Origin of the sequence: Sulfuricurvum sp., from assembly GCF_041651515.1 — a bacterium.
In the GTDB taxonomy this organism is placed as follows: Bacteria; Campylobacterota; Campylobacteria; order Campylobacterales; family Sulfurimonadaceae; genus Sulfuricurvum.
Genome location: NZ_JBAZJF010000004.1, coordinates 328,638 through 349,946 on the forward strand (window position 1 = coordinate 328,638; position 21,309 = coordinate 349,946).

Annotated in this window: 27 protein-coding genes and 4 tRNA genes; 10 read left to right on the forward strand and 21 right to left on the reverse strand. The window is 41.8% G+C overall.

The features are described from left to right. Positions 1-3: 3 nt before the first annotated feature. The 3 genes from WC407_RS09665 (at position 4) to WC407_RS09675 (ending at position 3,764) form a co-directional block, all read left to right on the forward strand. Entirely contained in the window at positions 4-1,821 is a 1,818-nt protein-coding gene (locus WC407_RS09665) for a UDP-N-acetylglucosamine 4,6-dehydratase family protein (protein ID WP_373022424.1), read from the forward strand. A 733-nt stretch (positions 1,822-2,554) separates the two neighbouring features. Further along, positions 2,555-2,902, forward strand: a complete 348-nt coding sequence (locus WC407_RS09670; protein ID WP_373022425.1) for a hypothetical protein — start codon at positions 2,555-2,557, stop codon at positions 2,900-2,902. Then, positions 2,895-3,764, forward strand: a complete 870-nt coding sequence (locus tag WC407_RS09675; RefSeq protein ID WP_373022426.1) for a hypothetical protein — start codon at positions 2,895-2,897, stop codon at positions 3,762-3,764. The genes WC407_RS09670 and WC407_RS09675 overlap by 8 nt, the downstream gene beginning before the upstream one ends. Positions 3,765-3,848: 84 nt before the next feature. On the opposite strand, the gene ilvD is transcribed toward WC407_RS09675, so the two are convergent. Beyond that, positions 3,849-5,537, reverse strand: coding sequence for a dihydroxy-acid dehydratase (gene ilvD / locus WC407_RS09680; RefSeq protein WP_373022427.1), 1,689 nt, complete (start codon positions 5,535-5,537; stop codon positions 3,849-3,851). A 154-nt stretch (positions 5,538-5,691) separates the two neighbouring features. On the opposite strand from ilvD, the gene WC407_RS09685 reads away from it, so the two are divergent. From WC407_RS09685 to WC407_RS09705, 5 genes are all read left to right on the forward strand, one after another. Then, positions 5,692-5,766, forward strand: a tRNA-Gly gene (locus WC407_RS09685). A gap of 60 nt (positions 5,767-5,826) precedes the next feature. Continuing rightward, positions 5,827-5,913, forward strand: a tRNA-Leu gene (locus WC407_RS09690). Between the two features lie 11 nt (positions 5,914-5,924). Then, positions 5,925-5,998, forward strand: a tRNA-Cys gene (locus WC407_RS09695). A gap of 28 nt (positions 5,999-6,026) precedes the next feature. Then, a tRNA-Ser gene (locus WC407_RS09700) sits at positions 6,027-6,114 on the forward strand. Positions 6,115-6,283: 169 nt separating this feature from the next. After that, a complete protein-coding gene (locus tag WC407_RS09705; protein ID WP_373022429.1) occupies positions 6,284-7,027 on the forward strand; it encodes a Fic family protein in 744 nt (247 codons plus the stop codon). Between the two features lie 264 nt (positions 7,028-7,291). On the opposite strand, the gene WC407_RS09710 is transcribed toward WC407_RS09705, so the two are convergent. The 12 genes from WC407_RS09710 to WC407_RS09765 all read right to left on the reverse strand — a co-directional run bounded on the left by WC407_RS09710 (position 7,292) and on the right by WC407_RS09765 (position 12,869). Then, the gene (locus WC407_RS09710; protein ID WP_373022430.1) at positions 7,292-8,572 is read right to left on the reverse strand and encodes an ATP-binding protein; all 1,281 of its coding nucleotides are present in this window, start codon (positions 8,570-8,572) and stop codon (positions 7,292-7,294) included. 147 nt (positions 8,573-8,719) lie between these two features. Beyond that, positions 8,720-9,136: a hypothetical protein gene (locus WC407_RS09715; protein ID WP_373022431.1), complete on the reverse strand. Its 417-nt coding sequence runs from the start codon at positions 9,134-9,136 to the stop codon at positions 8,720-8,722. 3 nt (positions 9,137-9,139) lie between these two features. Continuing rightward, on the reverse strand, positions 9,140-9,685 hold the full coding sequence (locus WC407_RS09720) for a hypothetical protein (protein ID WP_373022432.1): 546 nt from the start codon (positions 9,683-9,685) through the stop codon (positions 9,140-9,142). 82 nt (positions 9,686-9,767) lie between these two features. Next, the gene (locus WC407_RS09725) at positions 9,768-9,950 is read right to left on the reverse strand and encodes a hypothetical protein (RefSeq protein WP_373022433.1); all 183 of its coding nucleotides are present in this window, start codon (positions 9,948-9,950) and stop codon (positions 9,768-9,770) included. Positions 9,951-9,953: 3 nt separating this feature from the next. Beyond that, positions 9,954-10,379, reverse strand: a complete 426-nt coding sequence (locus WC407_RS09730) for a hypothetical protein (RefSeq protein ID WP_373022434.1) — start codon at positions 10,377-10,379, stop codon at positions 9,954-9,956. A 24-nt stretch (positions 10,380-10,403) separates the two neighbouring features. Further along, entirely contained in the window at positions 10,404-10,613 is a 210-nt protein-coding gene (locus WC407_RS09735) for a WGR domain-containing protein (RefSeq protein WP_373022435.1), read from the reverse strand. Positions 10,614-10,621: 8 nt separating this feature from the next. Continuing rightward, positions 10,622-10,951: a hypothetical protein gene (locus tag WC407_RS09740; protein WP_373022436.1), complete on the reverse strand. Its 330-nt coding sequence runs from the start codon at positions 10,949-10,951 to the stop codon at positions 10,622-10,624. Continuing rightward, on the reverse strand, positions 10,944-11,561 hold the full coding sequence (locus WC407_RS09745) for a hypothetical protein (RefSeq protein WP_373022437.1): 618 nt from the start codon (positions 11,559-11,561) through the stop codon (positions 10,944-10,946). The genes WC407_RS09740 and WC407_RS09745 overlap by 8 nt, the downstream gene beginning before the upstream one ends. Before the next feature lie 15 nt (positions 11,562-11,576). Continuing rightward, positions 11,577-11,972: a hypothetical protein gene (locus WC407_RS09750; protein WP_373022438.1), complete on the reverse strand. Its 396-nt coding sequence runs from the start codon at positions 11,970-11,972 to the stop codon at positions 11,577-11,579. Next, positions 11,969-12,352 (reverse strand): hypothetical protein, encoded by a 384-nt coding sequence (locus WC407_RS09755; protein ID WP_373022439.1) that lies wholly within the window; start codon positions 12,350-12,352, stop codon positions 11,969-11,971. Before WC407_RS09755 ends, WC407_RS09750 begins: the two co-directional genes overlap by 4 nt. After that, positions 12,340-12,462, reverse strand: a complete 123-nt coding sequence (locus tag WC407_RS09760) for a hypothetical protein (protein ID WP_373022440.1) — start codon at positions 12,460-12,462, stop codon at positions 12,340-12,342. Before WC407_RS09760 ends, WC407_RS09755 begins: the two co-directional genes overlap by 13 nt. A 2-nt stretch (positions 12,463-12,464) precedes the next feature. Further along, positions 12,465-12,869, reverse strand: coding sequence for a hypothetical protein (locus WC407_RS09765; protein WP_373022441.1), 405 nt, complete (start codon positions 12,867-12,869; stop codon positions 12,465-12,467). Between the two features lie 669 nt (positions 12,870-13,538). Between WC407_RS09765 and WC407_RS09770 the strand changes: the two genes are divergently transcribed. Further along, the gene (locus WC407_RS09770; RefSeq protein ID WP_373022442.1) at positions 13,539-13,775 is read left to right on the forward strand and encodes a CDGSH iron-sulfur domain-containing protein; all 237 of its coding nucleotides are present in this window, start codon (positions 13,539-13,541) and stop codon (positions 13,773-13,775) included. Here the strand turns inward: WC407_RS09770 and WC407_RS09775 are convergent. Together WC407_RS09775 and cowN are read right to left on the reverse strand one after the other, a co-directional pair. Next, complete coding sequence (locus WC407_RS09775) at positions 13,772-14,659, reverse strand: AEC family transporter (protein WP_373022443.1); 888 nt, start codon at positions 14,657-14,659, stop codon at positions 13,772-13,774. The two genes, WC407_RS09770 and WC407_RS09775, sit on opposite strands and share 4 nt — an antisense overlap. 54 nt (positions 14,660-14,713) lie before the next feature. Continuing rightward, on the reverse strand, positions 14,714-15,001 hold the full coding sequence (cowN, locus tag WC407_RS09780; RefSeq protein ID WP_373022444.1) for a N(2)-fixation sustaining protein CowN: 288 nt from the start codon (positions 14,999-15,001) through the stop codon (positions 14,714-14,716). 156 nt (positions 15,002-15,157) lie between these two features. Here cowN and WC407_RS09785 point away from each other — a divergent pair, with 156 nt between their 5' ends. Further along, entirely contained in the window at positions 15,158-16,072 is a 915-nt protein-coding gene (locus WC407_RS09785; protein ID WP_373022445.1) for an MBL fold metallo-hydrolase, read from the forward strand. On the opposite strand, the gene WC407_RS09790 is transcribed toward WC407_RS09785, so the two are convergent. Genes WC407_RS09790 through WC407_RS09815 form a run of 6 tightly spaced genes read right to left on the reverse strand, consistent with a single transcriptional unit; the run spans position 16,033 to position 21,195 of the window. After that, on the reverse strand, positions 16,033-16,563 hold the full coding sequence (locus WC407_RS09790; protein WP_373022446.1) for a YceI family protein: 531 nt from the start codon (positions 16,561-16,563) through the stop codon (positions 16,033-16,035). The genes WC407_RS09785 and WC407_RS09790 overlap by 40 nt on opposite strands. Beyond that, on the reverse strand, positions 16,560-17,513 hold the full coding sequence (locus tag WC407_RS09795) for a hypothetical protein (RefSeq protein ID WP_373022447.1): 954 nt from the start codon (positions 17,511-17,513) through the stop codon (positions 16,560-16,562). The genes WC407_RS09790 and WC407_RS09795 overlap by 4 nt, the downstream gene beginning before the upstream one ends. Continuing rightward, positions 17,510-19,054 (reverse strand): cbb3-type cytochrome c oxidase subunit I, encoded by a 1,545-nt coding sequence (locus WC407_RS09800; protein WP_373022448.1) that lies wholly within the window; start codon positions 19,052-19,054, stop codon positions 17,510-17,512. Before WC407_RS09800 ends, WC407_RS09795 begins: the two co-directional genes overlap by 4 nt. Next, positions 19,029-19,664, reverse strand: a complete 636-nt coding sequence (locus tag WC407_RS09805; protein ID WP_373022449.1) for an ABC transporter ATP-binding protein — start codon at positions 19,662-19,664, stop codon at positions 19,029-19,031. Before WC407_RS09805 ends, WC407_RS09800 begins: the two co-directional genes overlap by 26 nt. Continuing rightward, a complete protein-coding gene (locus tag WC407_RS09810) occupies positions 19,661-20,740 on the reverse strand; it encodes an ABC transporter permease (RefSeq protein ID WP_373022450.1) in 1,080 nt (359 codons plus the stop codon). Before WC407_RS09810 ends, WC407_RS09805 begins: the two co-directional genes overlap by 4 nt. After that, positions 20,737-21,195, reverse strand: a complete 459-nt coding sequence (locus WC407_RS09815) for a hypothetical protein (RefSeq protein ID WP_373022451.1) — start codon at positions 21,193-21,195, stop codon at positions 20,737-20,739. The genes WC407_RS09810 and WC407_RS09815 overlap by 4 nt, the downstream gene beginning before the upstream one ends. Positions 21,196-21,309 lie beyond the last annotated feature (114 nt).

The following is a 21,309-nucleotide window of genomic DNA, read 5'->3' on the forward strand; positions in this document are numbered from 1 at the left end:
CCCATGCAAGAAATACCAAAAAAGCATAATTTTACTCTACTCACTCCCAGTAGCACTAAAAGGATAGCTTTTTTTGCCCTATCGGATATCATATTATCCGTATTTACCCTCTATACAGCCTATTTGCTCCGCTTTAATTTTGATATTCCTGCTGAGTTTTTAAAGCCCTTTTATCTTGTGGCACTCACCCTCATAACTCTCAAACTTTTTTTAATTCATCGGTTCAAAAATTACACTATCATTTGGCGATTTTATGCCCTTGCTGAAGCCAAAAATCTTTTTTTCGCCCTTTTACTCGTATATGGGATATTTTCCGTTATTCATGCTCTATTTCCCCCTCTTTTTTTCCCTTTTCCCCGAAGTGTCATTATTATTGATTTACTTCTCTCATTTCTTTTTTTAGGGGGGCTGCGTCTTTTAAAACGGCTGTTATTTGGGATTGGACTGCGGTACAACGATTTGAAACCAACCCTTTTAGTAGGTATCTCCTCTAATACTGCGAATCTCATAAAAAGTACCCTTGAGGGATCACCTGAATATTACCCTGCAGGTATCGTCGCCGTACAAGAAATAAATCATAATATGATCGGCTCATACCTTAATAACATCAAAATATCTGGGATTGAAGAAATAGCAGCTTTAATTGAATCCAAAAATATTACAGCCGCCATTATTGATGGATCACTTCCAAGTGAAAATATACGTGAATCATATCAAATCTTGAGTGATGCTGGAATACATGATATAAAACGCTCGCATCTCCTAAATAATACAATCAATAAAATTGAAGAGTTCTCTATTGAAGATCTCTTAGCCCGCCATCCAAAAGACCTCGATACCAAAACCATTGGCACATTTATAAAAGGAAAAGTAGTCCTAATAACAGGTTCGGGTGGAAGTATTGGAAGTGAAATAGCATTGCAATGCCATCATTTTGGTGCATCAAAACTGATTTTAATCGATCATAGCGAATACAACCTTTACCAAATCGGAGAGAAACTTCCCTCTGCAACGTTATTGCTTTGTAATATTATTGATAAAGAAATCCTTGATGTACTCATGGCTGATTCTAATCCTGATATTGTTATTCATGCCGCTGCCTATAAGCACGTTCCTCTTTGCGAAGCAAATGCACACGCTGCTGTCATGAATAATATTATCGGGAGCCGGAACGTTATTGATAGTGCTATAGCTAATAATGTTTCTAAAATTGTAATTATCTCAACCGATAAAGCGGTACGCCCTACTAATATCATGGGAGCTACAAAACGTGTCGTAGAATTATATGCCCAAAACGTTGATCCGCACGGCAGCGAAATTGTCTCTGTTCGATTTGGAAATGTTCTTGGTTCCAGTGGAAGTGTAATCCCAAAATTTAAATCACAAATCGAAGCAGGCGGCCCAATCACCGTAACCCATCCCGATGTTACCCGATATTTCATGCTAATCTCTGAAGCGTGCCAACTTGTCCTTCAGGCTGCGGCTATAGCACGTGGAGGAGAGCTATTTATTCTCGACATGGGAGAAAGTGTCAAAATAACTGATTTAGCACAGACTATGATACGTCTTTACGCAACGGAGCCTATTAAAATCGTTTATACAGGATTACGACCTGGTGAAAAGCTCTATGAAGAATTGCTTATCGATGAAAGTGAACAAAAGACTCTGTTTGAGTCCATTATGATAGCGCGATCTACTCCGTATGATATCAATATATTAAATAGCGAGATTGATACACTGAGTACCTCATCAGATTTCTATACCTTATTGCAAAAAATTGTTCCGGAATTTCAGCATAAAAATAATAGTGGAATGATTTAATAATTTTTAAGAGTTAATAGGCTAAGCTTTTATATGTTCTACTGATAAATACTCCGATCAGCCTTACCTAGTTGGTGAGGTAGCTATGCAAAGCTGGATGTAACCGATTGGAATGTATGGAACGAGCTACGGTAAAACCCGATCACCGATAAAAAGCTCTCGAAGTTGATGCACAACTAAGAACGGTACTACGAACGTGCACTATGCAGTAACGCACTACGGTTTTTTAAAAACCTAAGTTACGGAACCATAAAGCATGTAATTTTTTCTTTTAATGGCGAATATTGAATTCGGTTTTAGAGAAAAATCCTTAAAAATCACACAATAGATTTGTTAACACTTGTCTATTGCTGTAAAACCTAAATCTTACATACCATTGAAATCATAGTCTTATGTTTTCATAGAAGTATCATTTCCCATCAAATCTCACCTCGTATGCTTTATATTTTTATAGAGCAAAAGCCTGCACTTTGCGAAAAATCCTACCTGATAAGACTTAAATTCCTGCAGAATTTTTTTGTCGCCTACCTTAAATATATATCATAATGTCCAATTTTACAGCCCTCCCTACAATCTTCGCGATAAATTTTAATCGCAATTCTGGAAATCCAGATCTAAATCCCCCCTGCTGCTCGTGACAAGATTATGCATCTCTGCGTAACGATAATGATATGCACCACGAGTCGGTCAAGCTGTCTCAAAATTCGCTATTTATTTTTACTTGGAGTTACTAATGATCATTCATGATCCAATCTCGTTTGCACTTCGTATGTGGGGATTTTCAAAGATGCGGCCAAATGCTTCTCCTGATATGTTCATACAGTGGATTATTTTAATAGCAAAGGATCAAGAAAAAGATCACAAAGCTCAAATAATAGCCACTATACACGAATTATTTAGCCATAAAGATAAGAAATTCTTTTCACTGTATGAAATTGAAATTTTAAATCTTGCTGTATCTGAGTGTGATGGATTAAAAATCTTAAACGATCTAAAAGTGCGCTTCTCAGCTGCAAAGTATTTTCCTTCTGAAGCTAGTATAAACCTTTTTTTGAAAATTAAAGGAGTATGTAATGGCTAATTTTAAAGGATCGACTTATGAAAAGCAGGGGCGAGATGCAAAAATTAGGTGTGATGCGAGAGGTACCAAACGGTACGGACCAAATAGGTATGATGGACTTGCACACAGTCACGCTACCCTACAAAGCCAACAGTGCCTCTTCAATGATTTTGCAAAATATGCTTTATCAAATGGGCTCGATCCTAAACTTAATCTAGCTATGACGAAAAAGCATTTCCTTGATTTCTTGTCAAAAAGAACCGCCTTGCTATCAGCATCAAGTTGTGAAGTCTATATTAGCCGCTGGTGCGCATACATAAAAGCCTTGCGTTCCAAAAATATAACGATAGATTCACTCCTAGACTACCATTTTTTTCAACGATGTAAGGATCAATTCAATGGCAGACCAGATAAAAAATCCTTCAAAAAAGGAAGGTACATTAATCCAATGAAGTTTGAAGATATTCTTTCCAAACTTCCAAAACGATCACAGGTGGTAGCACGGCTGCAGTATTTCTATGCATTTCGTGCTGAAGAAGCCTTATTGGTGGCAAATTATTTGGAGAAATTCCTTCACGATGGAGAACTTACTGAAGTACCAGGCAAAGGAGGACAGCGTTATATGCCAAAATTAATTGATGAAGCGCTAATTAATAACATTCGTTCAACATCAAAAATTTCCAAAGGTGCCTACTACCGGGATCTTAGAAAAGTAATGAAAAAGAGTAGCAGAGCGCATGATTTTCGACTGTCTTTTGCGGTTAATCGATATAATGAATTACGAAATGATGGCGCATCGCACAAAAATAGTATGAAAATTACAAGCGAAGAAATGAACCATCACAGACTTTCGATCACAGCTTATTATTTGGCCAGAGCGTAAAAAATATCAGTAGAAAGTTTTCCAAACAATGCACCAATCAAGCCATGAATACTTCATTGGTGCACTAATTGTCATTATTAATAACTACAGTTCTGTTTTAAGTGCCGCACCGTTAGATGCATTCGAGACAAGAAGACTATAGCGCTTGAGCCATTTGGAAGTAATTTCTTTTTTGATCGGTTTCCAGTGAAGACGACGTTGTTCAAGTACTTCATAACTCACATTGAGCTGTAAAAGATGACTATCAACATCAAGTTCAATCTCATCTCCGTCTTCAACGAGAGCGATCAATCCACCCTCTGCCGCTTCAGGGCTCACGTGGCCGATAGAGGCTCCGCGTGTTGCACCCGAAAAACGCCCATCGGTGATGAGAGCAACACTCTCGCCAAGCCCCATCCCCATAATAAGCGCCGTAGGTGCAAGCATTTCCTGCATCCCAGGGCCGCCTTTAGGCCCTTCGTAACGAATAACGACAACATCTCCTGCCTTGACTTTATGACCCATAATTCCGGCAATGGCTTCATTTTGGGAATTAAAACAAACAGCACGGCCTTTAAATTTACGCATATTAGGGGTGATTCCAGCCGTTTTAACAACAGCTCCCTCTTCTGCCAAATTACCGAACAAGATGGATAAACCGCCGACCGGAGAATAAGCGTTTTCATTTGTATGGATGATATTTGTATCTTTGATCACCGCGTCTTTAATCCGCTCACCAAGGGTCTCACCTGTGATCGTCATTGCATCGAGTTCTAAAACTCCACCGCGACGACTTACCTCTTTCATTACCGCATTAACACCACCGGCACGGTTGATGTCATCCATGTGTACCGTCGAAAGGGACGGAGATATTTTCGCGATATGGGCTACCTTTTCAGAAATTTCATTGATCTTTGTAATATCGAAATCAACCTCTGCCTCTTTTGCGATACTGAGTAAATGGAGAACCGTATTGGAACTTCCCCCCATTGCCATATCGATAACAAACGCATTATGGATCGCTTTGTCATTCAAAATATTGCGCATATTCCATTTTTGAGAATTCTCGTCTTTTACCATCTCGACGATACGGCGTGCTGCCGTTTTGACCATTTCAATACGTTCTGGAGTCATCGCCAAAACCGTTCCGTTACCCGGCAATGCAACCCCCATAGCCTCACAAAGGGTATTCATTGAATTCGCAGTAAACATTCCTGAACAACTTCCCCCGCTCGGACACGCTTCACATTCAATCTCATAAAGCTCTTCATCGGACATTTTTCCATCAGCATGTTTCCCAACTGCTTCAAATGCCGTTGCCAGGTCGATGGGCGTACCATCTTTTTTATGCCCTGCCTTCATCGGCCCGCCCGAAACGAAAATCGTTGGAACATTTACACGGAGTGCACCCATTAACATCCCCGGAACAATCTTGTCGCAGTTAGGAATACAAATTAATCCATCCAATTTATGAGCATTCATCACGGTCTCGATGCTGTCTGCAATCAACTCGCGACTCGGCAAAGAGTAGAGCATCCCATCATGCCCCATCGCGATACCATCGTCTACGCCGATAGTGTTAAATTCAAAGGGAACTCCGCCCGCTTCACGGATTGCCTCTTTAACGATACGACCGTACTCTTGAAGAAAAAAGTGCCCCGGAATAATATCGATATGGGAGTTGGCTACACCGATAAACGGTTTGTCAAAATCTTCATCTTTTAATCCTGTAGCTCTTAAAAGGCTTCGGTGAGGGGTTTTATCAAATCCACGTTTAATGGTATCACTACGCATGGGTTTCCTTTGCTATTATATGGTTTTAAATTGACGCGATTATAGCGCAGTGGAACTCTAAAAAACGTATGCTTCAACAAAAACAAGAAAAAAATCAATAAAACTCTTTACACGCTATGATTTTTTTGCTATACTTCCAGTCCACAAAAACAATGCGGGAATAGCTCAGTGGTAGAGCACAACCTTGCCAAGGTTGGGGTCGCGAGTTCGAACCTCGTTTCCCGCTCCATATACCTCAGTTGAAATATCGAAAACCGATGTCTTAACTGAGGTATTTTTTGTTATCGTTGCCCGGATGGCGAAATCGGTAGACGCAAGGGACTTAAAATCCCTCGGTGGTAACACTGTGCCGGTTCAAGTCCGGCTCCGGGCACCACATACATGGATGGTGGTATGGCCAAGCGGTAAGGCGCTGGTTTGCAAAACCTTGACCCCCAGTTCGAATCTGGGTACCACCTCCAAAATGTAAAATATGCTCACTTCTTATACGGGTCACTGGCAGAGTGGTCGATTGCACCGGTCTTGAAAACCGGCGAGGGTTAAACCTCCCAAGGTTCAAATCCTTGGTGGCCCGCCATCACATTAATTCAATCCCCTTCAATACAATCTTTTAACCTCATCAAAAACCACTAAAAATAGGTACTTTATCCACTATTTAGCCTCTAATACATACTTACACCATTCTACATTTATGGACACTTTAGTTAAAATATCTAGAACTTAAATTGACATATAGAGGTTTTCCAGTGAACCGTTTCACTAATCTTGATCATTTAAAATCTTTACTTGATCAGCACCATCCACTTCCATCTACTATTGTTAAAAACCTTCAAGAAGAACTGATTCTTCGCTGGACTTATAACTCGAATGCGATCGAGGGCAATACTCTGACGCTTCAAGAGACAAAAGTAGCACTAGAGGGAATCACTATTGGCGGAAAAACGATGCGAGAGCATTTTGAAGCGATCAATCATAAAGAGGCAATATTATATGTTGAAGCCTTGGTCCAAGAAAATGAGCCTCTTACGGAATGGGAAATAAAATCGATCCATTCACTTGTGCTCAAAAATATTGATGATAGTAATGCTGGAAAATATCGTAATACAAACGTTCTTATCTCCGGCGCCACACATCGACCACCAGATCACTTGAATGTTCCGGATAATATGGCAGCATTTATCAATTGGTATCAAAATGAAGCGCAAATGCTTCACACAGTTGAGCGTGCTGCAAGAGTTCACGCTGATTTTGTAGGGATGCATCCCTTTATAGACGGCAATGGCCGTACTTCAAGACTACTAATGAACCTAGAGCTTATGAAAAGTGGATTTCCTCCTGTCGTTATTAAAGTGGAAGATCGTCTAGAATACTATAAGGCGCTTGATGAAGCCCATACAACTGGAAATTATACGCCGTTTATTGATCTTATAGCGAAAGCTTCCCAAGAGAGTTTTGAGCCATATTGGTTCGTATTGGGAATTAAGCCTTGAGCGGTCAACGCGTAGGATACGTATGCGTATCCTACGAAGATCAAAATCCAGACCGTCAATTAGATGCAATATCAGGAGATCGTATCTTTATCGATCTCGCTTCCAGAAAATCCAAATAACGTCCGGAGCTGCTGAAATAGAGTACATACGCGAAGGTGACACTCTTATAAAGTTCACGAAATGGTATCAATGGGCGTTGCAAAAGCCAAAATTGCCAGAGACTTTAGTGTAAGTCGTCACACGATACACGGTGTGGTGGGAAAATTAGTTTAGTTGATCGAGAAAAAATGATTCGATACTCTGTACTTTAATCGTCTTGTTCTCTCTAGTTATCGTCTCATTGGTGTCATAAGTAACTAAAACACTTTCGGCTGCCTCAAATTCTTCCATAAAATATTCCAGTGCGTCAATTTCACGTTTGCGTGTTTTTTCATCTTGAATCGTATAAGACACCTGATAAAGCCTGTTTCCAACATAAAAATCACACTCTTTATTTTCCAGCAGATAGGTCACATCCTCTGCATTCCAATGATTGCATACGGCGTTTTCCAGCGTTGCTCCCATATTACGCTCAGAGTTTATCCCAAGATTTAGAAATCCATTATCTGACATATACACTTTTTTAGCCGAATTGATTTGAGCCGTTAGCTTCGTGTGATATTTAGAGATTCGACGGATCAAAAAATTGTCCTCGAAATAATCCACATACTCTTTGACCGTTTTAGGATCCATAGAGAGCTTTTTAGCTAAAGATGCATAGTTGAGTGTTGTTGCTGCATTCGAAGTGATATAGTAGAACAGATCACGAATAGCGGCACTGTTTTTGACACTGAAGCGAGGAACAATATCTTTGAGAATAATATCTTCGGCGATATTTTTAAGTAACTCTTTTTTTAATATCTCATCCTCATTGGAAAATACAGAGTAATATCCGCCCCAGCGTAGGTATTCATCTACGGCGCGCTTGATTGCGATCTTGTTGCTAGTGATGGCTAAACGATTGGAAAAGTCGATCTCTTTATAGGCTAAGAATTCACGGAAATTAAATGAAGCCAGTGACAGTTTAAGAACCCGACCCGTTAACACGGTTGCGTAGGTAGAGGTCAAAAGCGATGAGTATGAACCTGTAACGATAAATTTGATATTACTGTTTTCATAACGTGATTTTACGAATACTTCCCAATTGGTGAATATCTGTACTTCATCGAGAAAAATATAAATCTTCTCATCCATATTCGGCTGCGCCAATTTGAGATACCCTTCATAAATCATTTCGAGATACGAAGGGTCATTTTTATAGGGGATAAAAGCAGGTTTTTCAAGATTGATGAAAAAAATGTTTTTAGCAGATACACTTTTAATTAATTCTTTGATCATCAGACGTGCCAATGAGCTTTTTCCTACCCGTCGTGCTCCCACGATTGCCACGACCTCTTTAGTGCTCATATAACGCAATGCACTTGCAAGCTGTTCACGAGAGGTATAACCGTCATATGACGTTAAATTAACCCAATGGGGATTATCTTCTAAAAGAATTGATTCCATTTATAAACCACATTTTATGGAATGCATTCCAATAATATAGCATAATTACAATTCATAGTCCATGACATATATTTTAACAATGGCTTTTGTAATACAAAAATTGCATAGCGATTTTTGCATATTCTTATTTTATTTTCCACTACGTTCCTATACCTTCCCAAACACCTTCCAAACCTCCTTCACCCCCACGATACACATCATCTCTCCCTCAATTGCTTCCAGCAAACAGTGGCTCTCATTGATTCCATACAACCGATAAACATCAACATCACTCAAAGAGTAAACCATTTGAGTCGCCGGCATCTTCAGGTAATAGGTCTTCTCTGGTATAAACTCCGTATCCTGTAGCAACCGCTCCAGTCGATTACAATTTTCATGGATTGATTCCAATATCTCATTTGGAAAAGGTTCCGTTTTACCAAACGTGTCCGCTGCTATCGTGAACGCTTTGGTGAGTTGATGAAATCCCTCTTTGGTATCAGGATAGCATCCTTCAATCTCAACCTGAAACTCAATTATTTCATTCTCGATATCAGAGGAGAGATAAAGAGCTGTGTAGTACATCAATTACGTTTTTTCCGATTGAGGTGAGCTCTCATCCCCTCGGTGTTTCCATTCTTCGAATGTTTCCTTGCTTCCATCTTGTTCTTTTCTCTGCTTGCGATAGCGCATATACTCCTCCCTATCAAACGGCACCATGGGTTTGGGATTATTGAACACCCGCTCCTCAATAATCCTCGCACATGCTGCATCATCTTCCATCTCCTGTGCAAAGTGCTCAATACTCAGTTCAATCGCACGTTTCATTAAGTACACTTTTTTCTCATCCCCCTCGAAACACGCTTCAAGATGTTTGAGTGCGGAATCGGGTAGTTTGAAATACCATTTATGAGGATCATACTCTTTCCCTAAACCGGTAATATCATTGACGAATGCCATATACTCTTTATCGTTGATGGCTATCTCAGCACCTCTTTCCCATTGTTTTATTTCTACGTCGTCCTTGGCTATTTTTTTCTTTCGGTCTCTATCGATTTTAAACAAGCTATACAGCGCAAACCCTATAGCGATAATCAGTACGATGATATTAATGATCTGTAATGCTTCTGACATTGTTGTCTCCTTGTGTTGTTGCTTGTGTGTTAAAGCAAAAGTTCTTCTATTGCGCTTTAGTTGATCGGTTTGATCGCCTCTTCTAAAATAAATCCAGCCACCGTTTCACTTTCGGATCATTACGGTTCTTTGAAATATAATAAAGCAGATACGCAAGGGCGTAAATCCCCATACCCTCGATCCATTGGTGCGGTATATGCGCTTTGATAACCAGCACGGAGGCGACAAGAAAGACGGCACCGGCCAATAGTGTTAACGGATTCATCGTTTAATCCCCGCTGTTTAGATTATAGACGGGCTTAATCTCCGATGCTGCCGCTATTGCCAAGGCAATCGCAATGATGGCTACGATGGTAAAAGGGATGTATAGAATCAGCTGCGCTATACTCCCTATCATGGCGATGCGTCGGGGTGTCTTTTTAAAATTGTTCACCAGCGTCAGGATGAGAATAATAATCCCAAGTCCCATCACGATCGCACCGTTAAGCCAGTCTCCATGAGGGGTATGGTAATTGTTACTCCACCATCCATGACCGAATAGAATCATTAGATAGCTTGGAATAAGCGCCATAGAATGCTCTGCACTAAAGAACGTGTAGGAAGCCTTTTTTTGGGTATAGCCGTTAAACCACTCCATAAATCCATAGACCGCCAATCCCGCGATCACTAATCCTATTATTGTCAGTACTAACATGTTGCATCCTTTGTATTGAGTGTTTTATTCATATCCCCGTTTAGCCTTGGCGTGTATCAAAGCGTTCATGATCGCCATGGCCTCTTGGACATCGTTATAGGTTTGCCGAATCACTCCGGTGGGTTTAAGCCGATTAAGAGAACCAAAGGTTCGGATGAGCAGAACTTCGCCAAAGAGGTTTGGAATCAGCTCAATCTTGTAATAGCGCTCTTTGGCGTTAACAACTCGACTCATCGATATTTTCATAAGGAAGAGTCTTCTTGTTGTGTATGCTGTGTAGAATCGCACTTTGATACTTTTTGATCATTGCGATGATTGCTTCGGTATGTATCGATTTGTTCTTGTGTAATACCGCTTTCGCAGTATCCGCGCTTGGTATCTTTATTGTTCAGTATCCGGCCGAAAAGTGCTATCACTCCTATAATGGCAAGTACCCCTGCGATAATCGTTATGGGATTGATCTGATCGTCAAACCCATAGGTCTCGCCGTATTTATAGAAGAGCAGTGCATATATCTGGATCGCTAAAAGCACCGTTAAAAGAAACAGAATTCTTCCCATTGGTTTAGACATGTTGGTTCTCCTGTATATTAGATTCATCCGGCAGCTCGTTGTAATCGCCGACGAATTCGTTCAGCTCTTTGAGTTCGGGATCACTTTTATAAAGTTCCGCCATCTCATTGGCACCGGTACGGATTTTATCTTTACGCTCTTCTCGCGCATTTCTTCGTTTCTGAGCTTCCGTCTCACTATCTCGTCCTATCACGATCAGCCATCCAATGAACCATACGAAAGCGGCGATACCAGATAGGATCAGCCACCGTGTCTGAATACAGTGAGGTTCTTCTTGACCTATGATCTCACACGAGTCCCTCATCAGCTCAATCCCTTTGGTGTTGTGAAAAAGGTATGGCCCTTTTCGTTCCCACTTGGTTTGTTGGGATATAAGAAGAGGATTGGCGTTATCGTCTTTACAGATAATCTCTCCTCCCTTATCGAAGTGAGTGGTGTAAAAATTCAGCCGGTCCTTTCGGCTGCACACATCCTCACCCCATACCAGAACTATCACGGCCAATATCCCTGCCATTGCGTAATTGAACCGTTTATCAATGTAACGCATAAACAGTATTAGGAAGAGCGCTAATGTGCTCATGGCGATCATTTGCATATCAAAAGGATTCATAGTACACTCCTCTCATCAAGCGGCATCGTCGGTTATGACGGTGACTACGACATTGTCTTTGATAAGCAAGGTGTGATCAATCACTCCGTAGCGTCCGTTGCCGATCACTTTGGCCTGAGCGGCAATTCGATCCGGAAGGATCTCGTGTTTGATCTTCTCCAGATCCAATTTATATACTCTCTCCAGATATCTTAGAATTGCGTGTTCGGAGACGATGATGGTCTCATTGGCCCCTTTGAGTTTGTGGATCTTCTCCTCTACCTCTTTAATCTGTTTTTCTTTGGTGGCAATCTCCATTTTTAAGCGACTGCCGCTCTCTTGGAGAGATTTGAATTCCAGCTGCAATTGATTCAGCAAGGACTGAAGCCGCTTTAGCTCTTGGGAGCTGGTGGTCGGTTGATGCTTTTTCATAGGGGCTGCTCCTTATTCTCGGCTGGAACAGGATTGGAAGTCTCATGGCTATGCAATTCAAGCCGAAGTCTCAGCTCTTCGATCTCCAGCTTTTTAAGGTTCTGCTGCTCCATCAGCACCATGGCGGTATCGAATTCTTTGATACGGAGTATTTCTTCCACAACCTCTTTGATCGTGTTGTGCAGATCGGCTTCGTTATCTGCTTTATCCTTCTTAATGTCACAGGACTGTGTACGACGAGCTTTGGTGAAGAGCGCCCCTTGTACTGCCTTGAGGGTGAGGAGGATCATGGAGATCAGGAATATGCTCAGGGTAATCGTAATGGCATATTCAAGTACATAGTAATGCTGTATCCACTCAAACGGGCTTATCGGCTGCATGGTTTATCCTTTACGTGTTTTGTGAACGATGCTTCGAGCTTGAGTTGCTCATCTTCTTTATCCAATGATGCACGCCATAGAAACGTTATTCGCGCTTTATCTGCATGCATTGTTACACTTCCTCAATGGTTTGGGAAAGGAATGCGCTCCGCTCTTCGATGGTGTATTCGCTGTGCCGGCACAGATAGCGACTTTGCACATTACGTTTCAGGATACCCGAGACGCTGTACCAGACGACACCGAAAAAGCTTTTACGCTCGATCAGTTCTGAGGGGTGAAGGCAGAGGAGCTTTTCATAGCTGAAGCCACTACCGTGATGTTCTGTGAAAATACTCTGTTCGCCCTCTATCTCATAGCGTTCTTCATCACTGTTGTAGGAGATGGTGGCGTTACGAAAGATCAGGTGTTGATCTTCACAGGCTACAAAGTAAAAACGTTCCCCTTGCGGGTTGATGAGAATGCGTTTAGCGCGCTCTTCGATCAAGAGATTGACATTGGTGTAGTGGAATGGTTTCATAAAAGTTTTCTCCTGTTTAATGACAGCCGCATCGCATTAGATATCGCGATGCACTGGTGTGCGAGAAATTCCTGTGCAGAGCAGAAATTCAGACATGAAAAGGTCCTCCTCTGATTGGGCCTTTTTTTTAAACTCATTGACAAAAGTAAAAATCTGATCAGGATTTAATACAGGGTGAATACGAGCTAAGTAGCTGGTTTATCTCGTACTTCAGGAAACTTTTCAAGAACGTTCTTTGTTGCAACTAAGGAAATTTTACAGTGTTAATAACATAAAATCAATAGATTTAGAATAAAAAAATCGCTAAAAAAATTCTTTTCTAATCTCTTGATTTCCTTTAATTACTGCGGCATAATCGCGCGCGTTTTTTGAATACAATTAAATGGCTAAAAATGTAAAAAAATAAAATATTTCTGTAGCAATATTGCAATATGACATAAAATATTTATCAATTTTTGCAGTTCACAATATACTTGAATAACTTGTATATGCAACCCATGAACAAAAAACAATACCTATGAATTCTTCATCTACTATAAAACTTAGTTCAATACCTTCAAAAATCAACCACATTTTCCGACGTGGCTCCCATTATGGCTTTAATGTAGCGTGAGAGATTCATTTCCTAAAGCATGTTATGATTCTATTATCTCGCTTTAGGAATTTATTATGGAAACCCATTTTCAAAATGCCCCGTTTAAAGCTTCATTGGATGCCAACAAAGAGTATTGGTATTGTACGTGCGGTCATTCTTCCACTTTTCCATTTTGTGACGGAAGCCACAGCGGAACCGATAAGACCCCAATCAAATTTTCTGTTGAATCCGATACCGACAAATGGCTCTGCCGATGCGGGCGCTCAGGTCGAAAACCCTACTGCGACGGATCGCACCAGCAGCAAAGCTAAAATAGCTTTTCCATCAGATATGCAATTAACGGCAAGGTCACCAAAGATACGATAAGACCATATCCGACCAATGCCGCGCTGAGTGCAGGGGCGAATCCCGAAGCAATTGCCAATGCTCCCGCCGTAATCATCGAAGGCATTCCCGATTCCAAAACCGCTGTTTTCATCGCAAGTGGTTCCACCCCTAACATAAATAACATCCCAAATGCAAAAAGAGGCATCACCATCAATTTAAGAATTAATGCTTTGGACAACAACGGATAATCAAGATCTCCCCCCAGTCGCATCGTATACCCTACCGAAACAAGAGCAAGCGGAACCAGCGTCGAAGAGAGAAGTTGAATATAGGGCTGTGAGGCATGCGGCATTTCTCCAAATAGCAGTGCAAAAATGAGAAAAACAAAGGGCGGAAACAATATTAGTTTTTTCAAAATAAGACGACGATGAATCGTCCCTGTCTCATAGCGGGCAATAACAGCACTCCCATATAAAGAGAGGATCAAAAATGTCCCAAACTGATCGTACATAAGAACGTAAGGGACGGCATCCTGACCCAAGAGAGCCTGAACCACCGGGATCCCGACAAACGATGTATTTCCAAGAGGGATGACAAGTAAAAGTGCCGCACGTACGTGAGGGGGATAGTTTTTGGTCATTGCGAATACTAAAACAATCATAATCGGCAACAGCAACCAGGGAATCAAGATCACAGAGAGTGCCGACATATCCACATGAATTTTCGGCACCTGCATCAACACGGTAGCAGGAAGAGAAACGTAGATAACAAAAAAGTTGAGGCTTTTGGAAAAATCCACTGGAGCATCCAACTTTTGGAGTACTATTCCAATCAGTAATAATGCAATGATAAAAACAAATTGCTCCATGTTCTCTCCCAAGAATGATAAAGCGAATACTAACGCTATCCCCCTTTTAATTCTCTAACAGCACTGATATTCGCAATTCTTCATCATCTCTAAACCGACCATATGATTGCTCTGCTCAAACAATTCTTCAATATAAAATACCGAAGAGCAAACAAGATACAGCACTTTTTCATCCGAATTATTCTCATAATACTTTTGAGGAATTTTTGCACTAAATGCATCCCAAAACGGGTTATTAAACCGTTCGTCTTTAATAACCTCCAAAATGCACTCAATCACATCCGATGCATGTTTATAACAGTCGATATTCATAAAAGAGATGTATCTATCGGCTTTCTCCATATTTTTCCTTTGAGCTATTTGCCCTTATTGTATAACAGATGAAAGGGAAAAACAGTAGGCGTAAAAAGCAAAAGAGAGGGTTGTCTGCGTAAAAAAACACCACATTCAATTAATCCGCTAAAGGGTACAATTCTCTATCGATTATAAAGGTCTTTCATGGCGCACCGCTATACCTCGCCTAAACTTTCACTGCTCACGATACTAAAATGGCAGTTATCAAAGCGGTTTAGTACCGCTTCTTCCACATATACGCCAATGCCGATAGAGTATCGTGAATCCCTCCCCAAAGGGAATTATGCTCTTTGGCTCGGGCATGCAACCGTATGGCTTCAACTGGCAGAAACTACTATAGCTATTGATCCCGTATTGGGGAATATTCCTATGTATTCACGCCATACCCCACTGCCGATACCCGCAGAGTATCTGTATGCGGATATTATTCTTATTACTCATGCCCATTATGACCATTTTGATAAACCCTCGGTTTTAGCCCTGCTGAAAAAAAACAAAGATTGTATCGTCGTCGCTCCGATAGGATTTTGGCGTTATCTCAGAGGGCATATTGCACGGGAAAAATGTTTTGAGCTGGAGTGGTGGGAATCGGTCATGATCAATGGACTTTTTATTACCCTCACCCCTTCCAAACACTGGAGTAAACGAACCCCTTTTGATACCAATAAGGCGTTATGGGGAGGATACGTTATTCAAAATCAAGAACATTGCATTTATCATAGCGGCGACAGTGCGGCAGGGGAACATTTCAAAGAGATTGGTGAACGTTTCGACATTGATGAAGCTTTTTTACCGATAGGAGCCTATCGCCCCGAAGCTATTATGAAACACAATCATACCAATCCACCCGAGGCGATAAACGCCTGCATGGAGCTCGGGGCAAAAACATTGATTCCGATCCATTACGGAACTTTTAAGCTCTCAGATGAACCTCTGGATGAACCTCGTGAATGGTTTGAATATCTAGTCTCTCAAAACACGTACTCTTTTAAAGCACATGTTTTGAATATAGGAGAAGTTTATCGTTTTAAAGAAATGTCAACGTTCAAATCAACCTGATCACGCACCGTCAAGAACATCATTTTGATCGGCTTGACCCCGAAATCGGATATTTTCATACTGCTTGTCGCTTTAATACGAACTTTGCCACCCTCTTCGGTAATTGTCCCCTCGAAATTCATCGCTTTACTCACCCCATGAAAGGTCATCGTCCCTTTGAGGGTATAGTTGTCTCCACTTTTGGCTACAACGTCTTTGACATCAAATACCGCTTTGGGGAAACTCGAAGATTCAAGAACATCCTGCATATGCTCGTCACGTTTTTTATTATCACTGTAAAGATCATTCATCGATATTTCAATCGACCCTTTTAATGTTGTAGGATTGGCGTCCATACTTAAATGCGAGGTGGCTTTTTTCGTAACCGGATCAATGGTATTATCACCGAAAACTTCCGTATGGGCTTTAATAGCACCTGATTCAAACGACAAACTACCGGCATACATGGATGCGCTCAATGCCACCGCAGCCAAACTCAATTTTAACATCATGATTCTCTCCTAAAATAAAATGGATACACTAAAGTAAACAGCCCTAATGCCGTAACGGCAATCCATAGCTGATGGTAGAGGGCGACAGCATTGGCCGCCGATGCAGCAATCCATCCCACCCCTACCATCGCCAAAGCAATCAGGCGAATATCCCGCATCTCGACCAGTGTGCGAAATAATAGAACATTATAATATGAAATTACAACCGGATAGATAATCGCTAATCCCAACGGCATTTCACTGTAGTACAAAGCATAACTAACAATAAACAATACCCATACATTCCACCCTTGGCGCACCAGATTATTACCGTATCGATAGGCTAAATAAATACCCGCCAAATGGGATACGATAATAAGGGTCGTGTATTCACTCCAAATATCCATAGTCTCTGAACGACTTAATGTCTCAAAAAGTGCCGAATCGGCAAAAATCCATACCATCATCATCAAAACGATGCGCAAATCAAGCTTTGCCTCCGTAGGACGAGCAACCGCATGAAAATGGGTAAATCGTAATGCCACTACGGAAATCAACGGTAATATAATCGCTATATCCCCCCGCAAGGCGAATGGATAGGTATACAATGCCGTCCCGATCGCATACGAAATCGCCAATCCCAACGCCAACTGCAAACGGCTCTGCGACCCGAATAAATAAAGCAATAAAGGGGTTGTATACCCCACAACAAAGCCCATAACCAGTAATATCCCCAGCGAATAATTGGGATAAAACCAGGAAAGCATCACTTGAATACCGAATAAAAAGCAAAGCTCCATTTTGATCCCGTAATGACGCCAATAGGCACTCAACAAACTCCCAATCACTCCGCCGATGGGGAGGGTGAAAAGATCATGGATATGCGAATCAAATACTCCGACCACTCCCGTCTGCGCGATAAGGAGATAATAGAGCAGCTGTGAGCTAAGGACAACTACCAATAGATTCATTGTTTCTCTCGCAGAACAAGCCAAAAAACAAAGGCAAAAGCCCCGTCGTACAAAGCAACAAGAAGGGCGATATTATCTAACATACTCGCCATATACAGTGCGGCGAATGTCGCCGAAACAATCAGACGAATCGTTGCACTAAGGCTTCCCATGAATTGGGAATGGGTGTGAATTCCATACCAATGAATCATCCCCGTTCCGATCATAAAAGCGAATACCACATACTCATACGTCCCGCTAAAATGAAATCCTAGATAGGGAAAAAGCCATCCGCCGGCTAGAATAAGAATTAACCCCCCTCCTGCATCGCTCACAAAGCCGCTGAGATGATAGAGTTTTAAAGGGGAATCAATCCGAAAATAGAGACGATCATACGCTATTTTGAGTACAAGGACGATCAATGACCCGCCAAACACTGCGCGTAAAGTCAAAAATAGATCAATATTCCCGCTAACAACTCCTGCTTCAATCAATCCGGCATAGGTGAGAACCGATGCCATCAGACCCATCAATCCGCTCCAAATCAGTGCATACGAACGACGAAACAAATGTGGCAGAAGATGATACACAATTGCCAATGCCATAAACGCTACCCCTAGCCCCATGGCAATATGCGCATGCCCGACGACTAAATCGTTACGGTGGATCAAGGCACGAACTTCAGGGATAAAAAGAAAGTTTCCCTCTACATCAACAAATACAAATGCCGCTATTGAAAGGATCAAATAGGGATTGGTATGAAAATTCACCCGTGCATCACGTAGCCACGTCCAAAAGAGGGGAAGATACAACAAGGTGAGATACTGAAAAAACCACTCCTCATGGACACTAAGAGAGTGAAAAAAGTTGCGGATAATAAGAGAGATACTATACCCCACTAAAGGGATAATCCAAAGCCAATGGCGCCGAGGGGTAAACTCCCCCTCGCTACTCAATTTAATAAGCAAATAATAGATCGGCATCAGCGCAAAACTCATCCCCAGGGTATTATCTCCATGCGGACCGACCAATGTTTGCTCCACCTGACCGTATTGGGGATTCATCAGCACTACAAGGGCAACCGGAGCGGCAATTACCGCGATAAGCGATACATTAACCCATAACGGGCGTTTATCGTACGTACGCAGCGCATCTACAAGGGCAAGCAGATAAAAGAGTCCGCTGAATGCAAGGAGAAAATTGAGCTGATAGGGAAAATCGTAAAACGGCAAGCCCCGAATATTGCCAAACAAAAGGGAAAGGCTCATAAACAGTAAAAATGTATTCCACACAACAAAATAACGGCGCAGATGAGTGAGACCGTTTTGGGTGAGTACCCCCTCTTTTTCAAATAAAGCAAACGGCAACAAGGAGAGGATCAGCGGGAAAAAACCGTACAACATTTGGGAAATATGCAATGAACGGGCACGCTCGGGAGAGAGGAGTGTCATAGAGCCATCAAGGCCCAATATCTCTACCGCATAGACCAAACCCGCCACCAATCCGATGATGAGCCACAAGAGGGCTAATGGGAGTTCATCGTTTAAAAATTTGTTTAACAATTCCATCCTCCATCTCAATGATTGTATCTGCATAGTCGGCTATTTTTTTATCGTGTGAGGCGACGACAAATCCTGTCCCCTGCTCGGCAAAACGTCTGAAGAGTTCATACACCCCCAACGCATTTTTCGTATCCAGATTTCCCGTCGGTTCATCGGCAAAGACCACCGAGGGTCGGTTGATCAGGGCACGGGCAATCGCGGCACGCTGGCGCTCTCCGCCGGAGACCTCATCGCTGTAGCGTTTTGCCAAACGCTCAATCCCTAAACTCTCCAGCAATGGAGTTATCAGCGTCTCATCGAGTGCGGCAAGGGCAACGTTTTCACGTAATGTCAAATACGATATCAGATAATGAAATTGAAATACGAAGCCGATATTACGGCGCCTGAAAATATCAATATTCCCCACATCATCCAAAATTTTATTATCAAATAACACTCTCCCTTGTGTCGGATGCAACAGTGTCGAGAGGATCGATAACAGTGTCGTTTTTCCGCTTCCGCTCTCTCCGATGATCGCCGTAAAGCTCCCAGGCTCAATCACAATATCAACACCGCGAAGAACCTGTTCATGTCCATAAAAATGTTCCAATCCGAAAGCTTCTATTTTCATGCGCCGCCCCGCTGAATCAAACTCATCGGATCGATACGTGCCGCATAAATCGCCGGTAATAACGTCCCGACGAGCGCCATTGTTACCGAAACTATGAATACTTTAATAAGAAGTGCCAATGTGATTTCACCGTTAATATAACCTTGGAACTTATCGGCATGTTCGATCAGCTCCAATACCCCCTCCGAGACACCCCATGCCACAGCAAATGCGAGAATTGCAATCATCAGCGTCTCGGAAAGAAGCTTCATGATAATCGTCCATGAAGATAGACCGATGGAGCGCATAATTCCAAATTCTCCCTTACGATCATTGACCACCATACTCATCATGCTTACAATTCCTAAAATTCCCATCAAAAAAGCCATCGCACCGATCACATCCGAGCTGGTTTTGATGATTTTAAACTGATTGTACGAATCAATAAAACTGTCCGTCGTTTTTGCTTCATTCTCAGGATTAAGCGCGTTAATCCGTTCAATAAGTTCATCACTTTTACTCAAATCATTCAAACTGATCAAAAAAATTGAAGCACTTTTATGAAATAACGTTCCCGCATCCTTTAATCCAAGTACGACGCCCCCATCCTCAAATCCGATTCGGCTTTTAAACACACCGCTTACCCGAAATTTTTGTTTGGATAATTCTATGGACGAAGGGTGTTTAAGCGTCTCATAAATTTTGGAACCCAGTAGCACTTCATTCGTTTTGGGATACTCCCCTTGAATCAAGGTATACCTTTTAAATCGATTTTCGCTCACCCCATAGATACCTACGATAGGAAGCGGATCAACGGGTGCGGCACCGAGGATCAGGGCGCTTACTTCTTTCACTCCACTCATCGTCTCAATAGTATTCGTCAAAGAGGCGTTAATATCACTAAAAAAGGTATCGGCAATCCCTTTTTGAGTAACGATAATATCCCCGTCGGTTTTAAGCATCGCACTGTACATACTCACCACTCCGCCCGATATCGCGCTGATCAAAAAGATCGCAGCGATCGAGACACTCATACTGATAAAAATGAGTGCCGTTTTAAAACGGTTTTTGCGCAGTGCTTTGAGCGGTGTGATCACTGCTCAATCGCTTGTTTGAGTTCAGCTGTGGTCGTTACAAAATCGATTTTAGTCAAAAAATTGCCTCTGAATTTCATCACGGTGATCTTCTCCTCTTCTGCTGGAAATTTCAGCCCCTGCACTTCATCTTGAATAAGTAATACAGTGTGGGGATATTTTTGCATTTTCGGCAAGGCAAATGCTTTGGTAATAAAATTGGGCATTTGGCTGATATCGGCAATAAAAGCGGCATTAATCTTCGGCAAATATCCCTTGCCCTGTGCGGCAAGATACTCGTTAACCGTAGCTCCTGTCCCTTTTTCAAACGCCATTATGAGTGTATGCGGCATCACTTTCATCGAATGATGTTTTCCAAACTGATCGTTTAGTTCTAATGGGGTAACCGACTGACCCACACTGTAAGGGGCCGCCCATGCACTCAGACTCACCAATACGGCTATCAACACTTTTTTCATAAACATCCCTTTTGTATAATCGTATGAGAAGTGTAACCAATCAAGTGTAAATGGGATCAATATTCGCGCGTATGATACGAAGAGATAATGAATTTTTCGTGAAAAATAAAAATC

Bases quoted from the DNA above. Each gene is read 5' to 3' on its own strand.
- WC407_RS09665 (WP_373022424.1), top strand. From the start codon at position 4: ATGCAAGAAATACCAAAAAAGCATAATTTTACTCTACTCACTCCCAGT.
- WC407_RS09670 (WP_373022425.1), top strand. From the start codon at position 2,555: ATGATCATTCATGATCCAATCTCGTTTGCACTTCGTATGTGGGGATTT.
- WC407_RS09675 (WP_373022426.1), top strand. From the start codon at position 2,895: ATGGCTAATTTTAAAGGATCGACTTATGAAAAGCAGGGGCGAGATGCA.
- ilvD (WP_373022427.1), bottom strand. From the start codon at position 5,537: ATGCGTAGTGATACCATTAAACGTGGATTTGATAAAACCCCTCACCGA.
- WC407_RS09710 (WP_373022430.1), bottom strand. From the start codon at position 8,572: ATGGAATCAATTCTTTTAGAAGATAATCCCCATTGGGTTAATTTAACG.
- WC407_RS09715 (WP_373022431.1), bottom strand. From the start codon at position 9,136: ATGTACTACACAGCTCTTTATCTCTCCTCTGATATCGAGAATGAAATA.
- WC407_RS09720 (WP_373022432.1), bottom strand. From the start codon at position 9,685: ATGTCAGAAGCATTACAGATCATTAATATCATCGTACTGATTATCGCT.
- WC407_RS09725 (WP_373022433.1), bottom strand. From the start codon at position 9,950: ATGAATCCGTTAACACTATTGGCCGGTGCCGTCTTTCTTGTCGCCTCC.
- WC407_RS09730 (WP_373022434.1), bottom strand. From the start codon at position 10,379: ATGTTAGTACTGACAATAATAGGATTAGTGATCGCGGGATTGGCGGTC.
- WC407_RS09735 (WP_373022435.1), bottom strand. From the start codon at position 10,613: ATGAGTCGAGTTGTTAACGCCAAAGAGCGCTATTACAAGATTGAGCTG.
- WC407_RS09740 (WP_373022436.1), bottom strand. From the start codon at position 10,951: ATGTCTAAACCAATGGGAAGAATTCTGTTTCTTTTAACGGTGCTTTTA.
- WC407_RS09745 (WP_373022437.1), bottom strand. From the start codon at position 11,561: ATGAATCCTTTTGATATGCAAATGATCGCCATGAGCACATTAGCGCTC.
- WC407_RS09750 (WP_373022438.1), bottom strand. From the start codon at position 11,972: ATGAAAAAGCATCAACCGACCACCAGCTCCCAAGAGCTAAAGCGGCTT.
- WC407_RS09755 (WP_373022439.1), bottom strand. From the start codon at position 12,352: ATGCAGCCGATAAGCCCGTTTGAGTGGATACAGCATTACTATGTACTT.
- WC407_RS09760 (WP_373022440.1), bottom strand. From the start codon at position 12,462: ATGCATGCAGATAAAGCGCGAATAACGTTTCTATGGCGTGCATCATTG.
- WC407_RS09765 (WP_373022441.1), bottom strand. From the start codon at position 12,869: ATGAAACCATTCCACTACACCAATGTCAATCTCTTGATCGAAGAGCGC.
- WC407_RS09770 (WP_373022442.1), top strand. From the start codon at position 13,539: ATGGAAACCCATTTTCAAAATGCCCCGTTTAAAGCTTCATTGGATGCC.
- WC407_RS09775 (WP_373022443.1), bottom strand. From the start codon at position 14,659: ATGGAGCAATTTGTTTTTATCATTGCATTATTACTGATTGGAATAGTA.
- cowN (WP_373022444.1), bottom strand. From the start codon at position 15,001: ATGGAGAAAGCCGATAGATACATCTCTTTTATGAATATCGACTGTTAT.
- WC407_RS09785 (WP_373022445.1), top strand. From the start codon at position 15,158: ATGGCGCACCGCTATACCTCGCCTAAACTTTCACTGCTCACGATACTA.
- WC407_RS09790 (WP_373022446.1), bottom strand. From the start codon at position 16,563: ATGATGTTAAAATTGAGTTTGGCTGCGGTGGCATTGAGCGCATCCATG.
- WC407_RS09795 (WP_373022447.1), bottom strand. From the start codon at position 17,513: ATGAATCTATTGGTAGTTGTCCTTAGCTCACAGCTGCTCTATTATCTC.
- WC407_RS09805 (WP_373022449.1), bottom strand. From the start codon at position 19,664: ATGAAAATAGAAGCTTTCGGATTGGAACATTTTTATGGACATGAACAG.
- WC407_RS09815 (WP_373022451.1), bottom strand. From the start codon at position 21,195: ATGAAAAAAGTGTTGATAGCCGTATTGGTGAGTCTGAGTGCATGGGCG.